The 17,082-nt window shown below is 74.0% G+C and carries 13 protein-coding genes and 1 pseudogene; 7 read left to right on the forward strand and 7 right to left on the reverse strand.

Features of this window, described 5'->3' with window-relative positions; genetic code table 11:
* Positions 1-87: 87 nt before the first annotated feature.
* The 3 genes from BS83_RS15335 to BS83_RS15345 all read right to left on the reverse strand — a co-directional run bounded on the left by BS83_RS15335 (position 88) and on the right by BS83_RS15345 (position 2,744).
* Positions 88-696 carry a cation diffusion facilitator family transporter gene (locus tag BS83_RS15335; protein WP_037604387.1) on the reverse strand — a complete coding sequence of 203 codons (609 nt, stop codon included), beginning with the start codon at positions 694-696 and terminating at the stop codon, positions 88-90.
* A gap of 102 nt (positions 697-798) precedes the next feature.
* Entirely contained in the window at positions 799-2,199 is a 1,401-nt protein-coding gene (locus tag BS83_RS15340) for a GntP family permease (protein ID WP_037604388.1), read from the reverse strand.
* On the reverse strand, positions 2,196-2,744 hold the full coding sequence (locus tag BS83_RS15345; protein WP_037604389.1) for a gluconokinase: 549 nt from the start codon (positions 2,742-2,744) through the stop codon (positions 2,196-2,198). The genes BS83_RS15340 and BS83_RS15345 overlap by 4 nt, the downstream gene beginning before the upstream one ends.
* 143 nt (positions 2,745-2,887) lie before the next feature.
* Here BS83_RS15345 and BS83_RS15350 point away from each other — a divergent pair, with 143 nt between their 5' ends.
* From BS83_RS15350 to BS83_RS15370, 5 genes are all read left to right on the forward strand, one after another.
* Positions 2,888-3,583 carry a FadR/GntR family transcriptional regulator gene (locus tag BS83_RS15350; RefSeq protein ID WP_037604390.1) on the forward strand — a complete coding sequence of 232 codons (696 nt, stop codon included), beginning with the start codon at positions 2,888-2,890 and terminating at the stop codon, positions 3,581-3,583.
* 235 nt (positions 3,584-3,818) lie between these two features.
* On the forward strand, positions 3,819-5,117 hold the full coding sequence (locus BS83_RS15355; RefSeq protein WP_037604391.1) for an alpha/beta hydrolase family protein: 1,299 nt from the start codon (positions 3,819-3,821) through the stop codon (positions 5,115-5,117).
* A gap of 178 nt (positions 5,118-5,295) precedes the next feature.
* Positions 5,296-5,499 (forward strand): hypothetical protein, encoded by a 204-nt coding sequence (locus BS83_RS15360; protein WP_232248346.1) that lies wholly within the window; start codon positions 5,296-5,298, stop codon positions 5,497-5,499.
* A complete protein-coding gene (locus BS83_RS15365; RefSeq protein ID WP_037604393.1) occupies positions 5,489-5,746 on the forward strand; it encodes a hypothetical protein in 258 nt (85 codons plus the stop codon). The genes BS83_RS15360 and BS83_RS15365 overlap by 11 nt, the downstream gene beginning before the upstream one ends.
* A 3-nt stretch (positions 5,747-5,749) precedes the next feature.
* Complete coding sequence (locus BS83_RS15370) at positions 5,750-6,016, forward strand: hypothetical protein (protein ID WP_157597190.1); 267 nt, start codon at positions 5,750-5,752, stop codon at positions 6,014-6,016.
* Here the strand turns inward: BS83_RS15370 and BS83_RS15375 are convergent.
* Positions 5,982-10,724, reverse strand: coding sequence for a coiled-coil domain-containing protein (locus BS83_RS15375; RefSeq protein WP_051945371.1), 4,743 nt, complete (start codon positions 10,722-10,724; stop codon positions 5,982-5,984). The two genes, BS83_RS15370 and BS83_RS15375, sit on opposite strands and share 35 nt — an antisense overlap.
* Before the next feature lie 120 nt (positions 10,725-10,844).
* Complete coding sequence (locus BS83_RS15380; RefSeq protein WP_037604395.1) at positions 10,845-11,195, reverse strand: DoxX family protein; 351 nt, start codon at positions 11,193-11,195, stop codon at positions 10,845-10,847.
* A gap of 113 nt (positions 11,196-11,308) precedes the next feature.
* Between BS83_RS15380 and BS83_RS15385 the strand changes: the two genes are divergently transcribed.
* Positions 11,309-12,229, forward strand: a complete 921-nt coding sequence (locus BS83_RS15385) for a LysR family transcriptional regulator (RefSeq protein ID WP_037604396.1) — start codon at positions 11,309-11,311, stop codon at positions 12,227-12,229.
* A gap of 12 nt (positions 12,230-12,241) precedes the next feature.
* Here the strand turns inward: BS83_RS15385 and BS83_RS15390 are convergent.
* A pseudogene (locus BS83_RS15390) lies at positions 12,242-14,358 on the reverse strand (SpoIIE family protein phosphatase).
* A 329-nt stretch (positions 14,359-14,687) separates the two neighbouring features.
* Here BS83_RS15390 and BS83_RS15395 point away from each other — a divergent pair.
* Positions 14,688-15,950, forward strand: a complete 1,263-nt coding sequence (locus BS83_RS15395) for a ScyD/ScyE family protein (RefSeq protein WP_157597191.1) — start codon at positions 14,688-14,690, stop codon at positions 15,948-15,950.
* 39 nt (positions 15,951-15,989) lie between these two features.
* Here BS83_RS15395 and BS83_RS15400 read toward each other — a convergent pair whose 3' ends face one another.
* Positions 15,990-16,841, reverse strand: coding sequence for a hypothetical protein (locus tag BS83_RS15400; RefSeq protein WP_037609064.1), 852 nt, complete (start codon positions 16,839-16,841; stop codon positions 15,990-15,992).
* Positions 16,842-17,082 lie beyond the last annotated feature (241 nt).

Here is a 17,082-nt window from a genome sequence, read left to right on the forward strand (position 1 = left end):
GTCTGCTGGGCCGAAGGGGGCGATACCGAAACGACCGCTCGCCCGCGGCAGCGGTCGCGGGCGGCCGTCGCCGCGTCCGACCTGGCGTCAATGGTCGCCGGAGAAGATCTCCCTGACCTCGCGGGACGCGTAGTAGACGAGGACGTAGCCCGCGACCGGGTCGGCCCACCACCAGCCGAAAGCCAGGTTCAGGACCAGGCCGAGCAGCACGGCCGCGGCCAGCAGGCCGTCGATGAGGGTCACCCGGCCCTCGGTCCGCAGGACCGGGTTGTCGAGCGCGGCACCGGTCCGGGCCTTGCCGTACGCGAGCGTGAACATCACCGCGGCCGTGATCGCGGTCCAGACGATGCCCAGCGTGGAGTGGTGCGGCCGGAAGCCGACGGCCAGGACCCAGGTCGACTGCACGAGAAGATAGAGCGCGAGCAGCGCGAAGCCGACGCCGATCAGTTTCAGCGCGCGGTTCCGGCGGTCCTCTCCGCTGCCGGACAGCTCCCAGATCACCACCGTGGAGGCGCCGATCTCGATGAGCGAGTCCAGGCCGAACCCGGCCAGCGCCACCGAGCGGGCAGCGATCGCGGCGACGGCCAGCACCCAGATGCCGGCCACGTTCCACCCCAGGGTCGCGTACTCCAGGGCGAAGCCCCGCCGCCGCAGAGCGGCACGCGACGCCGGGGCGAGCTCGTCTCTTCTTGTCACAGCCCCGCACCCTACCGATCACGAGATGCCCGCCGACAGCCGCGGTGCGACCCCGCCACGTCGGGAAACACGTCGGGGTCACCGATCGGGGGCGGGCGCGGCCTAGAGCACCAGGCTCAGGGGCAGGATGATGAGGATCGCCGTCACGGAGATCACGGTCTCCATCACCGACCAGGACTTGACCGTCTGACCGACGCTCATCCCGAAGTACTCCTTGACGAGCCAGAAGCCCGCGTCGTTCACATGGCTGAAGAAGAGCGAGCCCGAGCCGACCGCGAGCACCAGCAGCGCGGTGTGGGAACTGGACATGCCCGCCGCCAGCGGCGCGACGATGCCCGCAGCCGTGATCGTCGCGACCGTCGCCGACCCGGTGGCCAGACGGATCAGGACGGCGATGAGCCAGCCGAGGAGCAGGACGGGCAGGTGGAGCTTGTCCGCCCAGGAGCTGACCGCGTTGCCGACGCCCGCGTCGACCAGGGTCTGCTTGAAGCCGCCGCCCGCGCCGACGATGAAGACGATGCCAGCGATCGGGGCCAGTGACCTCTCCACAGTCGCGGAGATCCTCGCCTTGGTGAAGCCCGCACCCCGGCCCAGGGTCACCATGGCGACCAGCACGGCGATCAGCAGGGCTACCGTGGGCGAGCCGACGAAGTCGAAGGCCCGCTGGACGGCGTCCTTCGGGTCGTCGACCACGACGTCGACCAGCGCCTTGAGCAGCATCAGCACGACGGGCAGCAGGATCGTGCCGAGCACCGCGCCGAAGGAGGGGGCCCGCTCGGGGCGCTCCGCCTCGACCGGGAGGGTGCGCTCGGGTATGTCCAGGTGGCCGACCCAGCGCTCGGCGAGACGGGCGAACAGGGGGCCCGCCACGATGAGCGTGGGAACGGCGACCAGCAGGCCGAGAGCGAGGGTGACGCCGAGGTCCGCGTGGAGCGCGTCGACGGCGACCAGCGGGCCGGGGTGGGGCGGGATCAGGCCGTGCAGGACGGAGAGGCCGGCCAGGGCCGGGATTCCGACCCTGAGCACGGGGATGTTGCCCCGCCGGGCCACCAGCAGCACGATCGGGATCAGCAGCACGACGCCGACCTCGAAGAAGAGCGGCAGCCCCAGCACCGCGGCGATCAGCGCCATCGCCCAGGGCAGCTTCCGTCCGCCGGAGCGGGCCAGCACCGTGTCGGCGATGACGTTCGCGCCGCCCGAGTCGGCGAGCAGCTTGCCCAGCATCGCGCCGAGGCCGATCAGCAGGCCGACGCTGGTGACGGTCGCGCCGAATCCGGTCGCGAAGCTGGAGGTCAGCTTGTCGAACGGCGCGCCCGCCACTGCGGCGAGGACCATCGAGCCAAGGGTCAGTGCGAGAAAGGGGTGCAGCTTGAGCCGGGTGATCAGCAGGACGATCACGCCGATGCCCAGCAGGGCGGCCAGCAGCAGCTGTCCCTGGCTGCCAGTGTGCGGAAGCGCCGGTGGAGCGTCCGCCGCGAGCTGGGCGAGCGGGAGGGTGGTCACGCGAGGTCTCCGTTGACAGGCCGGGGCAGCAGCGCCACGGCGGACTCGATGAGGGTTTCGGGGGCGGGGCCGACGTCCAGGCGGGCGCCGTTCTCGTCCGGGCCGAGCGGTTCGAGGATGGCGAGCTGGGAGTCGAGCATCCCGGCTTTCATGAAGTGACCGCTGCGATGGGCGATCCGCTCCTCGATGAGCTGCTCCGTCCCGGTCAGGTGCAGGAAGAAGGCCCCCGGACAGGCGGCGCGGAGCAGGTCGCGGTAGCTGCGCTTGAGCGCGGAGCAGGTGACGACTCCCCCGGTGCCGTCGGCGACCCGCTCGGCGAGCCAGGCGCCGAGCGCGCGCAGCCAGGGCTCGCGGTCCTGGTCGTCCAGGGGGTGGCCGGCGGCCATCTTGGCGATGTTGGCGGCGGGGTGGAAGTCGTCGGCCTCGCCGTAGGGCAGGCCGAGGCGCTCGGCCAGTGCTTCGGCGACGGTCGTCTTGCCCACTCCGGCCACGCCCATCACCACGATCGCGATCGGCGGTCGCCGGTTCTCGACACTGAGACCCATGGCTTGGTGCTCCGTTCTGTCCGTTCGCCCCAGTGTCGAACCAAAGGTATGACTTAATCAAGCTGCCGTAATCTAATAGTCATACTTACGGGAGATGCTTCGAGGACGCTCCGAGCCCGCTTCGGTGCCCCTAACCTGGACGGATGGACATCCAGGGCCTGCCGGGCCGCCTCCTCGCCGACCTCGGACCCGCCATCGCCTCGGGCGAGCTGGGCGAGGGTTCGGTGCTGCGGATCGAGGAGCTGGAGGAGCGCTACGGCGTCTCCCGCACCGTGGTGCGCGACGCGGTGCGGATGCTGGAGTCCATGCGGATGGTCGCTCCCCGGCGACGGGTCGGGATCACCGTGCGGCCCAAGTCCGACTGGGACGTCTTCAACCCCACCGTCATCGCCTGGCGCCTGGCCGGCGCGGACCGCGCCGCGCAGCTGCGCTCGCTCGGCTCGCTGCGGGTCGCGGTGGAGCCCGCCGCGGCCGGACTCGCGGCCACGCACGCCACGGACGACCAGCGCCGGGCACTGAGCACGCTGGCCACGGAGATGACGATGACCGGCCGGGCGGGCGACCTCGAGGCCTTCCTGCGCCACGACGCGGACTTCCACGCGACGATCCTCCAGGCCTCGGGCAACGAGATGTTCGCCCACCTCGGCGACACCGTCGAGGCGGTGCTGCGCGGGCGCACCGAGCACCGGCTGATGCCGCATCACCCCGCCGAGTACGCGGTGCGGTTGCACCGGGAGGTCGCCGAGGCGGTGTGCGCGGGCGACGGCGCGCGCGCCGAGCGCGCGATGCGCTCGATCGTCGCCGGGGCGCTGGACGAGCTCGACGAGGCCCTGGGCTGAAGCGGACGCGATCCCTCACCGAGCCGGGGACAAACCCGGGCGCGCATGGGTGGAGCCTGAAAGGTTCCTGTGAACAGGCACCCCCACTGGAGTGGCGCGGGGTGCGACCGGTACCTTTAGCGCCACCTGATCGCCCATCCGGAATGCGATCTTCACAACTGGGGGGTTGTCAATGCCTCGTGTGCGAACCCAACGCAACAGTCTGCTCGCCCGTGCTGCAGGCACCGTGGGCGTGATGGCCGTTGCCCTGGGCGCCACGATCACGCCCGCCAACGCGGCCGGACACCCGACCGACATCGGCGAGGCGAGCGGCAACGGCTCCACCGACGTCACCCCGGACACTCCGACCGCCACCGGCACCACCGTGAGCGTCGACGGCGACCAGGTCCACATCCACCAGCAGCAGGCACGGGTCCAGGCCGCCATGCAGGCGCACGCCCGCCGCCAGGCGCTGGTCACCGCCGTGATCCCGGCGCCGACCGGCCACTACCAGGTCGGCACGACGAGCCTGCACCTGATCGACCAGAGCCGCTACGACCCGTGGGTGCCCAGCCACCCCCGGCGCGAGCTGATGGTCCAGATCTGGTACCCGGCCACCAACACCGCCGGCCTCACCCAGGCTCCGTGGCTGCCGTCCGAGGCCGCCAACAGCTTCCTGCGCAACCTCGGCGCCTGGCCCGGCACGGTTGCCCTGCCCACCACGGCCGGATTCATGGGCGCGCAGGTGGACCCGGCCGCGGGCAAGCTCCCCGTGCTGCTCTACTCGACCGGTCTGCACTCGGACCGTTCCATGGGCACCACCCTGGCCGAGGACCTCGCCAGCCGCGGCTACCTGGTGGTGGCCATCGACCACACCCACGACGCCAACGAGGTGCAGTTCCCCGACGGCCGTCTGGAAACCAACTCCATACCCGCGAACGCGACCAACATCCTGACGGTCCGCGCCGCCGACGTGCACTTCGTCATCAACGAGCTGGCCGCGATCCAGGGCGGCACCAACCCGGACGTCGACAAGGCGCCGCTGCCCACCGGGCTGACGCACAACATCGACATGAGCCGCATCGGCATGTTCGGCTGGTCCGAGGGCGGAGCCGCGGTGGCCACCTCGATGCAGCTCGACTCCCGGATCGCCGCCGGCGCCAACCTGGACGGCCAGTTCTACGGGTCCGCATACTCCAAGGACCTCAACCGGCCCTTCCTGCTGTTCAGTTCGCAGAGCCACAACCGCGACACCGACGGCAGCTGGCGCACCTTCTGGTCGCACCTGAAGGGCCCGCGCTACGACATCAAGATGGCCGGCGCCGCGCACCTGTCCTTCAGCGACTTCGAGGTGCTGCTGCCCCAGGCGGCCAGCGTTCTCGGGATCTCGCAGTACCAGCTGCAGCAGGAGGTCGGCACCATCAACCCGAGCCGCGCCATCCTGGTCCAGCGCACCTACCTGGCCGCCTACTTCGACACCGTCCTGCGCGGCCAGCACAGCACGCTGATGGACGGCCCCTCCACGAAGTACCCGGAGATCTCCTTCGTCCGCTGACGCGACGCCTGGATGCTTCCCCGCTGCCCCCGCACCCCACCGGTGCGGGGGCAGCGCCGTTTCTGCGCGGGACACCTCAACTCCCTCGAACGGAGCAGTATCAACCGATAGGGTCCGGGTAGCCTGCGGAGGGCAGGAATCCCGGCCCGAGGAGGGCCGCGGCCTGGGGAGGGGCCAAGTGAGTCAGCCGGGTGCACAGTTGGAGCCCGACGAGGCGGACGCCCTGCGCGCGTGGGCGGCGGACGAGCGGGCCAGGGCGGACAGTCTCGCGGCGGCCCTGGAGGAGATCGCGACGAACGGGCTGCCGACGGCCGAGGAGTGCGTCGCCTGGGAGGAGATCCGCGAGTCGGCGCTGGCGAGGCTTGCGGGCCGTGTCCCTTAGGCGCCTGCGGCGGGCGCAGATCCGGTTCACCGACGGGGCGCGCAAGCAGGTCGACGCGTTGACGGACGCCGCCGAGGTCACCCGGCTCGACCGCGTGCTGGCCGAGCTGTCCCTCGACCCGCACCTGGGGGTGCCGACGCGTTTCCCGTTGATTCGGGACTACCGGAACGAGTCGGAGGGCGTTCGCGTCATCTACTCCGTATCGGTGCTCCGTTCGGCCATTCTGGTCGCGTACGTGGAGGCGTAGGAGATGGCACGAGTGTCGGAGGAGTCGCGGCGGGCGCGGGTACGCCTGCTCATGTCCCTGGCCTGCACCCTGGTGGCGTTCGTGTTCACGGTGTTCGCGTCGGTCGGCCACGCCCACTACGTGGGCGTGGCGCTGACGGTGACCGTCGTCGGGGTGTTCCTGACGACCTGGTTCCTGCTGGACGTCTGGATCACCGCGCGGGCCGGCCGGGAGCGTCAGTACGGCTCGGGCGGCGTCACTCCGATGACGGGCGCGAAGCGCCCGCGCTGAGCACCGCCTGCTCCCCGCCGGGCTCCTCCGACCGATCGTCCGTGCGCGGGCGGCGGAAGACGCGGGTGGCGCTGACCGCGCCGTGGATCTCCGCGTCCTCCTCCTCGATCGCGGGCAGGCCGGGACGCAGGTGCTCCTCCACCGAGATGTACTTTAGCCCCGCGCGCAGGTCGGCGTCGTTGCGCAGCCGGATGATCAGCGGGAACTCGGCCAGCGCGGTCGTGTCGAAGAGACCCGTGGTGTAGATCAGCTGCACCCCGAGCGCGTCAGCGACCGCGCGCTGGAGCTCCAGCAGGTAGGTCGCGTTGGCGCGGCCGATCGGGTTGTCGAGGAAGAGCGTGCCGGCGTGCCGCAGCTTGGCCTGGCCACGGTCGTTGGCGCGCAGCGCGGCCATCGTGCAGTAGAGCGCGATGGCGGCGGTGAGCAGCTGGCCGCCGGAGAACACGTCGGACATCTGACTGACCGACACCCGCTCGGCGCGCAGCACCGCGTCGGGCTTCAGGATCTCCACGGCCACCCCGCGCGGTTCCAGCGCCGCGTGGACCCCGCGCAGCAGCAGCGACATGCCGTCGCGGCGGTTCCAGTCGACGGCGGCCGAGGACGAGCCGGGGCCCTGACGCCTGACCGCCGCGCGGGTCGCCTCGTCGATCACCTCGCCCAGACGCTCCGTCAGCACCGCGTGGTCGGGCTCCTCGAAGCGGATCCGCAGGAACTCCTGGCCCGACCACTCCCCCAGCCCGTCGGGCAGCCGGGAGAGGCGCTGCGCGGCGCGGAGGGTGGCGAGCGAGGTCTCCACCAGACCCCGCAGCCGGTCCACGATGCTGTCGCGGTTCCGCTCCAGCTGGGTGAGCTCGTCGGTGAGCACCCGCAGCCGGGGCGCGAACGCGGCGGCCCACTGGGCGGCGTGCTCGGGCAGCACGGAGGCGGGCAGCTCGCGGATCTGCTGGCGGGCCGGGGTGCGCACCGCCTCGAAGCGGGTCGAGTTGGCGTGCCGGATCAGCGCGTCGCAGGCGTCGCGGACGGACAGGTCCGCGGCGGAGAGCTCGGCGCTCGCGCCGCGCAGCTGACGGCGGGCGTCGGCGGCCGCGTGGCGGGCCTCGACCAGCGTGCCGGTGACGGGGGCGGCCTGCTCGTCCTCCTCCGGCGTGGCGTCGGGGGCGGGCTCGCGCAGACCGTCGCGGAGCTGCGCGGCCGTCTCCTCGAACTCGGCGGCGGCGTGCTGGGTGGCCTCCAGGCCGCGCAGCAGCTCGGCGTGGGCCGCGCGGCCCGCCTCCAGCGCGTCGCTGCGGCGGGCGAGTTCGGCGGTGGCGGCGCGGAGCAGGGTCTGCGCGTGCTCCTGGTCGGCAGGGACGAGCTCCTCGGGCAGCTCGGTGTGGGCCTGGCCGGAGGCGGGGGCGCTGCGCTCGGCCTCACCGCGCAGCCGGCCCAGCTGCTCGCTGGCGGCCGACGCCCGCGACTCGATCGTCTGGACCAGGTCCTCGGCGCGGGCGGCGGCCGCCTGACGACCGGGTCCGTCGGCGCCGTCGGGGCTGTTCAGCAGCTCCTCGGCGCGGACCCTGACCTTGTTGGTGAGCCGGTCGAGCTCGGCGCGGGCCCCGGACTCGTCGCTCTCGGCCCGGGCCTGTTCGGCGCGCAGGTCCGCGCCGACGCCGACCTTCTCGTAGAGCTGCGCGGCGACCCGGTGCGCCTCCCGCAGCGCGGGCAGCGACGCGGCGGGGACGTCCGCCGCAGCCCCGGCCAGGTCGGCCCCGGGCAGGTCGGAGCTGGGCAGTTCGGCGCGCTCGGCGCGCAGCGCGCGGACCGTGCGGCGCGCGTCGTCGGCGGCGCGCTGGGCGGCGCGGCGGTCCTCGTCGGCGGCCTGGGCGCGCTCGGTGCAGGCCTGCTGGCGCTGCTCGGCCTGGGCGGTCTCGTCGGCGACCTCGCGCAGCCGCGCCGTCCAGGCGGCGCGCTCGCGCAGCCGGTAGGCGAGCCCGGCCAGGGCGTCGGCCCGGCGGCGGGCCTGCTGGGCGGCCTCCAGCCTGGTCTCGCGCAGGCGGGCGGCGGAGGCGCGCTCCTGCTCGGCCTCGGTGTGCTCGGCGCGGGCGGTGCTGCGCTCGGCTCCGGCCGCCTCCAGCGCGGTGCGCGCGGCCTCGACCTCGGCGGTCAGCTCGGCGAGCCGCCCGGCCGGGCAGCCCGCACGCCAGGAGGTGAGCCGGCCGGCCAGTATCCGGTCGCCGCCGAGGCGGGCGGCGAGTGCGCGGATCTGCTCGTCACGGGCGGCCGCGCGGTCGCGCAGCTGGCGGCGCTCCTCGTCGGCGGCGGACTCGTCGTGCATGGCCGGGTTCGGCGGGACCAGGAAGACGCCTGAGCTCTCCTCCTGGGCGGGGGTGACCGGGCCGAGCAACGCGGCGGCCGTGCCCACGGCCACGGCGGAGCGCGGCAGCAGCGCGGCGGCGGCGAGGACCTCGCGGGCCCGCTCCAGGGTGGCCGGGTCGGTGACGATGACGCCGTCGACCAGCTGCGGGCGGGCGGCCAGGATCCGCTCGTGGTCGACCGGGTCGACGGACTGGGCCAGGTAGCGCCAGCCGGGGAGGGCGGGCACGCCGTGCTCGCCGAGGTACTCGACGGTGGCGAGCACGTCGGGGCCCGGCGGCAGCAGACCGCCGTCGCCGAGCGCGGAGAGGATCCGGGCGTCGTCGGCGGCCTGGGTGCGCAGCTCGAAGAGGGTGCGCTCGGCCGTGGAGACCGCGCCGTCGAGCTGTTCGCGCAGCGCGTCGGCGGCGGCGTCGAGCTGTTCCGGCGTCAGTTCGCCGTCGGCCGCGCCGAGGAGGGCGGCGACGCGGGGTTCGGCGGCGAGCAGGCCCAGGGCGTGGCGCTCCGCGCCGAGCGCGGTCTCGGCGGCGGCCAGCGCGTCGTGGGCGCGGGCGGCGCCGAGCTCCGCGCGGCTCTCGCGGGCCGCGGCCTCGCGGGAGCGGGCGGCCGCCTGCTCGGCGGCGGCGCGGGCCTGCTCCCACGCGCCGGTGACGGCCTTCTCGGCGTCGGAGGCCTCCAGCGCGGCGCGGGCCGGGTCCACCGCCTCGGGGTTGTCGGTGTCGCCGTTGGTGGTGTCGATCCAGCCGGACCGCACGGCCTGCTGGGTCTCCTGCTCCACCTCGGCGAGGCGCTGACGGAGGTGGTCGCCCTCGCTGCGGGCCTTCTGCGCGGCGATGGTGGCGGCGGTGGCGTCGCGGCGGGCGGCCTCGGCCTCGGCCTGCAGCGCCTGGGCGCGCTCCTCCTCGCTGTCCGCGCGCTCCTCCCCCGCCTCGGCGGCGGCCTCCAGGGCGCGCACCAGGGCGACGGCGGCCTTGGTCCGGGCGGCGAGCGCGGGCGCGGCGTCGCGTTCGGCCTCGCGGATCGCGGCGCTGACCCTGGCCGCTCGGTCGGCGGCGGCGCGGTGGCGCAGCACCAGCTCGGTGGTCTGCCAGGCGGAGTGCAGGGTGCGGGCGTCGAGCAGTTCGCGGCGCAGCGCGGCGGCGTCGGCGGTGGCGTCGGCGAGCGCCAGGCTGGCGTGCCGGTGCGTCAGTTCGGCCGTGATCAGCGACTGCCGGGTGCGGGCGGTTTGCGCGTCGTCGGCGGCCTCGGCGGCGACGGCGACCTGCTCCTCCAGCTCGGCGGCGTGGCCGCGCTCGACGCCGGCGCGGGCGGAGAGCGAGCGGGAGAGCCGACGCGCGCGGCGCTCGGCTCCGCGGTGCGTCTCGCGGACGGACTCGCGTGCGGTGGCGGCCTCGGCGATGCGGTGCAGCATGTCGAGCGAGCCGCCGGTGAAGTCGCGTTCGGCGGTGAGCTCGGCCCGGCGGCCCAACTTGTTGGCGAAGCCGTGGACCAGGTCGGCCAGCCCGTCGGTGTCGCGGGTGTCGGTGACGGCGCGGAGCAGCAGGTCGGTGAAGTCCTTGTCGCTCCTGACCGCGAAGAGGCCGGCGGCCTCGCCCTCGTCGGCGTTCATCTCGCGCTGGTAGCGGAAGAGTTCGGGGTCGAGCCCGAGGCCGCCGAGGTGCTCGATCCAGCGCTCGTGGCCCTCCTCCCAGGTGATCTCCAGCTCGGGGGCGAGCTTGCCCGCCTCGGTGAGGGCGTCGCGGAAGCCCTTCATGGTGCGGCGGCGCCCGCGTGCGCTGACAGGGAGGGTGCGCGGCGAAGCCGCTCCCTCAAGGGTGGTGGCGGGCGACCGGCCGGCTTGGCCGGGGGCGGGCAGCAGCACGGCGCGTTCGGCGACGGGCAGCGAGTCGAGGCCGAGCGTCGGGCTGGGACGGAAGGAGTACCAGGCCTCGGCGAACTTGCGCGGGTCGGAGGAGACCTGGCGACCGCGCCACTCACTGACCTTGCCGACGACGACCGTCTCGCCGGTGAGGGTGTGCTGCCACTCCAGGGCGACATGGCCGCAGTCGTCGGCCAGCAGGAACTTGCGCAGCACGCCGGAGCTGGCCCCGCCGAGGGTGTTGCGGTGGCCGGGCAGCATGACCGAGAAGATCAGCTTCAGCAGGACGGACTTCCCGCCGCCGTTCTCCAGGAAGAGCACCCCGGCGGGCGCGGGGCGGCGGACCGGGCCGGACTCCTCCTCGTCGAAGAAGCCGGGCTGGCGCGGCGCCGGATCGGGGACGACGTCACCGACGGCGCTCAGGTCGAGCACGGTGTCGGCGTACCGCGCACCGGCAGGGCCGATGGAGTACAGACGGACCCGGTTGAGCTCGTACACCTTGCGCACTCATTCCTGTTCTCGATCGACAGGCGGGACCGCCTCGTCTCACCAGAGGATATCGAGTGACGCCGACAGTCCCCGCTCCCCGCGCGGAGGCGGGAGCACCGCAGAGACAGGTCACCGCAGGACGGCGAGCCACAGAACGGCCGTGGCCAGGGCCAGGCAGACGCCCGCGAAGGGGACGAGACGGTAGGCGCGGCGCGGGACGTGCGCGCCGACCGCGCCGAGGTAGTACAGGACGAGCCCGACCGTCGCCGCCCCTCCCAGGACGGGGACGCCGAGCAGCCCGAGCACCAGCCCCACCGCCCCGGCGACCTTCAGCGCGCCCAGCCAGGGGTGCCAGGACTGCGGGATCCCGAGCTCGGCCATGTTGGCGACGACGAACTCCGCCCGGGTGAAGTTCGCGGCGGCGCTCGCCGCGTTCACGACGACGAAGACGCCGGCGACGATCACGTATGCGGTGGACACGTACCCTCCCTCGCCCGGCCGCGTGGCCCGCGGCGGTGCTTCCGATCTCGGTCGCCACCAGCCTGACGAGCCCTCAGTCCGCGGTCCAATAGCGGCTTCCATAACCTGGGGGCATGGATGTCGACACCCGGCTGCTGCGCTCCTTCGCCGTCGTGGCCGCGGAGGGAAACCTCACCCGCGCGGCGGAGCGGCTGTTCGTCTCCCAGCCGGCCCTGACCAAACAGATCAGGCAGTTGGAGGCCCGGATCGGGGTGACCCTGTTCACCCGCTCGCGGACCGGTATGACGCTCACGGCGTCGGGGCAGGCGCTCGCCGGACGGAGCACCGCCCTGCTGGACGAACTGGACCGGGTGCTGCGCGAGACGAAGGCGGTCGCGAGCCGCGCCGCCCGCGTGCTGCGCGTCGGCTTCATCGCCAGCGCGGCCAACGAGGCCACGCCGCTCATCGTCGCGGGGTTCACCCGCCGCCGACCTGGCTGGCGGGCGGAGATGCGGCAGGCGGCCTGGTCCGACCCGAGCGCCGGTCTGTCCGGCGCGGAGGTCGACGTCGCCCTGGTCCGGCTCCCCTTCCCCGGTCAGGAGTCCCTGCGCGTGCGGACGCTGTTCGCCGAGCCCCGCTGCGTCGCGCTGGCCGACTCGCACCCGCTGGCGGCCCGCGAGGTGGTCCCCTTCCGGGAATTGTGGGACGAGCCGTTCGTGGCCGCACCGGCCGAGACGGGCGCCTGGCGGGCCTACTGGCTGGCCGTCGACGAGCGCGGGGGCCGGCCCGCGCGGATCGGCGCCGTCACCGAACAGCCCGACGAGTGGCTCAGCGCCATCGCCAACGGCTACGGCGTCGCCCTCGCTCCGGAGTCCACCGCGCGCTTCTACGCTCGGCCCGGCGTCACCTACCGCCCGCTCACCGGCGTCGGCCCGAGCCGCGTCGGGGTCGCCTGGGCCCCGGCCGACGACGCCGACCCCGTGGTCCAGGATTTCGTGCGGTGTTGCCAAGAGGCCTGCGGGGAGACCGCGGCCGTTCCCGACGCCATCGGGTGAGGCCCGGCCGGCTCAGGCCGAAGGACGGGCGGGGTCGGCGCCGCCGGAACGGTCCGCGACCGGCTGCGCCTGGGCGATCAGCAGGGCCACGTCGTCGTGGTCGTCGGGATGGCGCAGGGCGTTCGCCAGCCACAGGCAGGACTCGGCGAGGGGCCGCCACGGGTGGTCGAGTGCCTGCAGCAGGGCGTCGAGGCGGGCGTCGATGGGATCGCGCCGGGTCTCGACGAGGCCGTCGGTGTACAGGACCAGCCGGTCGCCGGGGTGCAGGTCGAAGGCGACGGTCTCGAAGGGGACGCCGCCCACGCCGAGGGGCGCGCCGGTCGGGAGGTCGAGGAGTTCGGGGGCCGGTCGGCGCGGGCGAGGACGGGGGGCAGGTGGCCCGCGTTGGCGATCCGGCACTGGTGGGCGGCCGGGTCGTAGACGGCGTAGAGGCAGGTGGCGATGTACCGTTCCAGCCCGCTGGTGATCTTGTCGAGGTGGGTGAGGACCTCGTGGGGCTCCAGGTCGAGGTCGGCGAAGGCGCAGGTCGCGGTGCGCAGTCGCCCCATCGTCGCGGCGGCGTCGATGCCGTTGCCCATGACGTCCCCGACCACCAGGGCGGTGCGCTCGCCCGGCAGGGGGATGATGTCGTACCAGTCGCCGCCGACCTGGTGGGCGGCCTGGGCCGGCTGGTAGTGGGCGGCGACCTCCAGGCCCACGAGTTCCGGAGGGGCGCCGGGGAGCAGGCTGCGCTGCAGGGTCTCCGCCACGTTGCGGACGCTCTGGTGCCAGCGCGCGTTGTCGATGGCGACGGCCGCGCGGGCGGCGAGCTCACCGGCCAGCAGGACGTCGTCGGCGTCAAAGGGCAGCGGGTTGTTCGCCCGCAGCATGTCGAAGGCGCCCAGGACCTCGTTGCGGGCGATCAACGGGACGGCCAGGTAGGAGTGGGCGCCGGCCGCCTCCAGCTGGGCGGCGGCCGGGCCGTCGCGGGCGATGCGCCGGAGGTCCTCCGGCCCGGCGTGGCTGACCAGCACCGGCCGCCCGGTGCGTACACAGCGGGTGATCAGGCGGTCCGCACCGTAGGTGGCCGGCTCGCCCACCGTGTCGGCCGCCGTGGCGGCCTCGGTCGGGTACGCGGCGGCGACGGCGAGCGCGCGGAACAGTTCCGGGCCGTCGTCGTCCGGTCGCCGGGCCGGCCGGAACTCCAGCACCGAGTCCAGCACGTCGACCGCGGCCAGGTCCGCGAGATCGGGCACGGCGGCTTCGGCGAGCTCCTGCGCGGTCTGCTCCACCTCCAGCGTGGTGCCGACCCTGGCGGACGCCTTCGCGATCAGCGCCAGCCGGCGTCGGGCCCGGTCCGCCTCGATGCCCGCCTGGTGGCGCTCGCTGACGTCGATCACCGATATCGCCACCCCGATCACCCGGCCGCCGGGGCCTTCGAGGCGGTAGGAGGAAACCGACCAGGCGTGGTCGTGGTCCGGGTCCGCGCGGGTTCGACCGACGGTGTACTGGTCCAGCAGCGGGGCTCCGGTGAGCAGGACGTGCCGCAGCCCCGACTCGACGGTGGTGGTGTCCAGGTGAGGCAGGACGTCCCGCAGCCGGCGGCCGAGGTGCTCTGCGGCGGGCACGCCGTTGATGCGCTCCAGGGCGGGATTGACCATCACGTAGCGAAGGTCGGCGTTCATCAGCGCGAGCCCGATGGGCGCCTGGGCGACCAGGCGCTGCGACAGCGCCAGCTCCGTCTCGACCCGCTGCAGGGTGCTGTGGTCGACGGCGATGCCCAGGGCGAACACCTCGCCGTCGGCGTTGGTCAGCCGCATGTTGCGGAACTCCACCAGCGGGGTGCTGCCGTTCTTGTGCCGGACCGGGAAGGCGCCCGCCCAGGACGAGCCGGTGGCCATGACCTCGGCGAACAGGCCGGCGACCAGTCCCAGATGGTCCTCGGGGACCAGGAGGGGACCGGCGAACCGGCCCAGCGCCTCGTTCGCGGTGTAGCCGAAGACCTCCTCCGCCTGGGGGCTCCAGAACACGATCCGCCCGCTCGTGTCGAGGACCACGGCGGCCACGTGGAGGAGGTCCAGCAGGGCGCCCGCGGGTGGCGGCCCTGCGGCTCGCGCGCCGTCGTCGGGGAGACGCCCGTCACCGCCCATCCGTGTTCCCTCCGACCGGGGGTTTCCTCCATGGTCCCCTTCCGCACCTGACCGCGCACGACCAGGCCTCCGGCCGGGTCCGGGTCACCCGGCCACGACCGGGCCCGGACGTCGGCGGCGGCCTGGGTCGGCGCGCCGGCTTCCGCCGACGGCGCGTCAGACGGAGGTGACCGTCCCGCTCCTCCACCGGAGTGGAGCTCGGCCCGCTGCTGCATGGCGGCGTCGCCTCCGGCACACGATGCCTGGGTGGTGGAGGGGATCGCGGAGGAGGGTGAGGGTCACCCTCCCGAACCGGCACCGTTGTGCCGGCCGACAGGTGAGGAGCAGGCATGACACGAGGGCGCGCGTTGATGGCGGCCATGGCGACGACGGCGTTGGTCGGGGCGGCGGGCATGACGTCCGCACCGGCGGCGAGCGCCGCCAAGGCCACCCCCGACTCCGAGGCGAGGGTGTCGGTGGTGGCCGACCACCTGGGCAACCCACGCGGCCTGTCGGTGGCCCCGGACGGCGGCCTCTACCTCGCCGAGGCGGGATCCGGCGGCAGCGTCTGCGTGCCCGGGGGCGAAGCGGGCCAGACCTGCGTCGGGCTCACCGGCTCCTTCGACCGCGTCAGCGCCAAGGGCCAGGTCAAGCGCCTGGTCACCGGCCTGATCTCCGCCTCGGGTCCGGGTGGCGTGGCCGCCGAGGGCCCGGTCTCGGTCTCCCGCGGCAGGGACGACGGCTTCTTCGGGCTCTTCGGCCTGAGCTCCCACGAGGTGCCGCCCAAGGGCGCGATCCCCGACAACCTGCGGAACGCCGCCCTCGCCCAGCTCGGCCACCTCTTCCTGGTGGACCACCGCGGCCGGACCAAGGACGTCTCCGACGTCGGCGACCAGGACTGGACCTGGACGTCCACCCGGGTCAACCTCGCTCCCCACGACTTCCCCGACGCCAACCCCAACGCGGTCCTCGCCTCCGAGGGGCACGTCTACGTGGCCGACGCCGGGGCCAACCTCCTGGCCGAGGTCCAGCGGCACGGAAAGGTGGACGTCCGGGCCTTCTTCCAGGTCCCGCCGAAGTCCGCGACCGACGCCGTGGCCACCTGTGTCAGCCGGGGCCCTGACGACGCGCTCTACGTCGGCGAGCTCCTGGGCGGCTCGCCCGCTCCCGGCCACGCCCGGGTGTGGCGCGTGGCCCCCGGCCACAAGCCCACCGTGTGGGCCACCGGCTTCACCACGATCCAGGGTTGCGGCTTCGGCCCCGACGGCTCCTTCTACGCCACCGAGTTCCAGACCCACGGGCTCAACCCGGGCCCGGGCGGGAACCCGGCGGGCGACGTGGTCCGCATCGACCGGCACGGCCACCGCACCCGTCTCGGCGTGGGCAAGCTGTCCTTCCCGTCCGGCTTCGCCGCCGGCAAGGACGGTGCGATCTACGTCTCCAACTGCAGCATCGCCCCGACCACGGGCATGGGCCCCGGCCTCTGCCCGACGGGCGGCCAGGTCGTCCGCATCGACCAGGAGGACTGCGACAACGCCCAGACCGCCGACGCCGGCGGGCAGGGAGTCGTCGGCCGGCCCTCCGTCGCCACCCGGAGGAACGACGGGAGCTGAGGCCCGAGCCGTGCGGTGACGCACGGCTCCGGCCGGGGCTCAGGCGTTGTGGAAGGGCAGCCCGGCGTCGGTGACGAGCTCCTCCGAGTCGTCCGGCGGCAGCAGCGTGGCGCTGCCGTCGGCGACGGGGACGATCCCGAGCGCGAGCAGCTCGGCCATGGCGGCGCTGCCGGCCATGTCACGGACCTGGAGCTGGTAGCGGGCGGTGGTGCGGTAGGTGCCGCCGGAGTCGTCCGAGGTCTTCTGCAGGAAGCCCGAGTCGACGAGGAAGCTGACCGCCTTGCCGACGATCCCGATGGTCGACCCCGCCAGCCGGCGGGCGTCCTTGGTGGCGCCCGTCGCGCTGCGGCGGGCGTACACCCGCCAGGCGGCCTCCAGCCCCGGCGCGTCGCTCACCGGGTCGCTGTTCGCGCCGTCGACGTCGGCCTGTTCCTCCAGCCTGCGGCAGGCCTGACGGACGAAGGCGTCGACGCCGTTGACGGTGATCCGCCCGAGGTAGCCGTCGTCGGCGAGATCCTCCGGCCGCGGGAACGCGAGCGCGGCGACGGCGAGATGCGCGAGCCCGTGCAGGAACCTGTCGGTCGACTCGGACGCGGCGCGCCGCGAGTAGTCCCCCATCCGCACGGCGAACACACTGTCCTCCGCGGCGGCCACGGCCATCCCCGCCCGCGCGGACACCTCCAGCACGATCAGCCCGAGCCCCGCGGCGACGGCGTCGGCGAGCCGGGCGAAGGCCGGGTCGTCCCGGTACCGCCGGATCAGCTCGGCGTACTCGGTGTCCCGCGCAGGCAGCAGCTTCGGCTGCACCCCGAACGAGACGAGCCGCGCGGCGTCCGCGACATCGGCGGGCGTGACGGCGGGCCTCCCCTCGGCGGGCGGCGCGTCGTGCATGTCGTCGGTCGTCAACTGAACTCCAGCCGGGACGTGGCAATGCCCCTGAGGGACGCGGGGAGCGCGAGAAACCGCCCTGTGCAGATGGCCCTGGGCGCCCGGTGCTCCACCTGGGTGGGTGGCTTGTCGCGCAGTTCCCCGCGCCCCCGGAGGTGCAACCGGCCCCGCGCGGTGATCTGACGCGCCCTTGCGCCGGAGGCGCAGATCGGCAGAGCCTCGCGCAGACGCGTGGTTGCGACGA

The sequence above is a fragment of the Streptacidiphilus rugosus AM-16 genome (assembly GCF_000744655.1).
In the GTDB taxonomy this organism is placed as follows: Bacteria; Actinomycetota; Actinomycetes; order Streptomycetales; family Streptomycetaceae; genus Streptacidiphilus; species Streptacidiphilus rugosus.

What these genes read in the sequence shown, in the direction of transcription:
- BS83_RS15345 (WP_037604389.1), bottom strand. Translation starts at nt 2,744, where the DNA reads ATGGGTCTCAGTGTCGAGAACCGGCGACCGCCGATCGCGATCGTGGTG.
- BS83_RS15350 (WP_037604390.1), top strand. Translation starts at nt 2,888, where the DNA reads ATGGACATCCAGGGCCTGCCGGGCCGCCTCCTCGCCGACCTCGGACCC.
- BS83_RS15385 (WP_037604396.1), top strand. Translation starts at nt 11,309, where the DNA reads ATGGATGTCGACACCCGGCTGCTGCGCTCCTTCGCCGTCGTGGCCGCG.
- BS83_RS15370 (WP_157597190.1), top strand. Translation starts at nt 5,750, where the DNA reads ATGGCACGAGTGTCGGAGGAGTCGCGGCGGGCGCGGGTACGCCTGCTC.
- BS83_RS15400 (WP_037609064.1), bottom strand. Translation starts at nt 16,841, where the DNA reads ATGCACGACGCGCCGCCCGCCGAGGGGAGGCCCGCCGTCACGCCCGCC.
- BS83_RS15395 (WP_157597191.1), top strand. Translation starts at nt 14,688, where the DNA reads ATGACACGAGGGCGCGCGTTGATGGCGGCCATGGCGACGACGGCGTTG.
- BS83_RS15355 (WP_037604391.1), top strand. Translation starts at nt 3,819, where the DNA reads ATGGCCGTTGCCCTGGGCGCCACGATCACGCCCGCCAACGCGGCCGGA.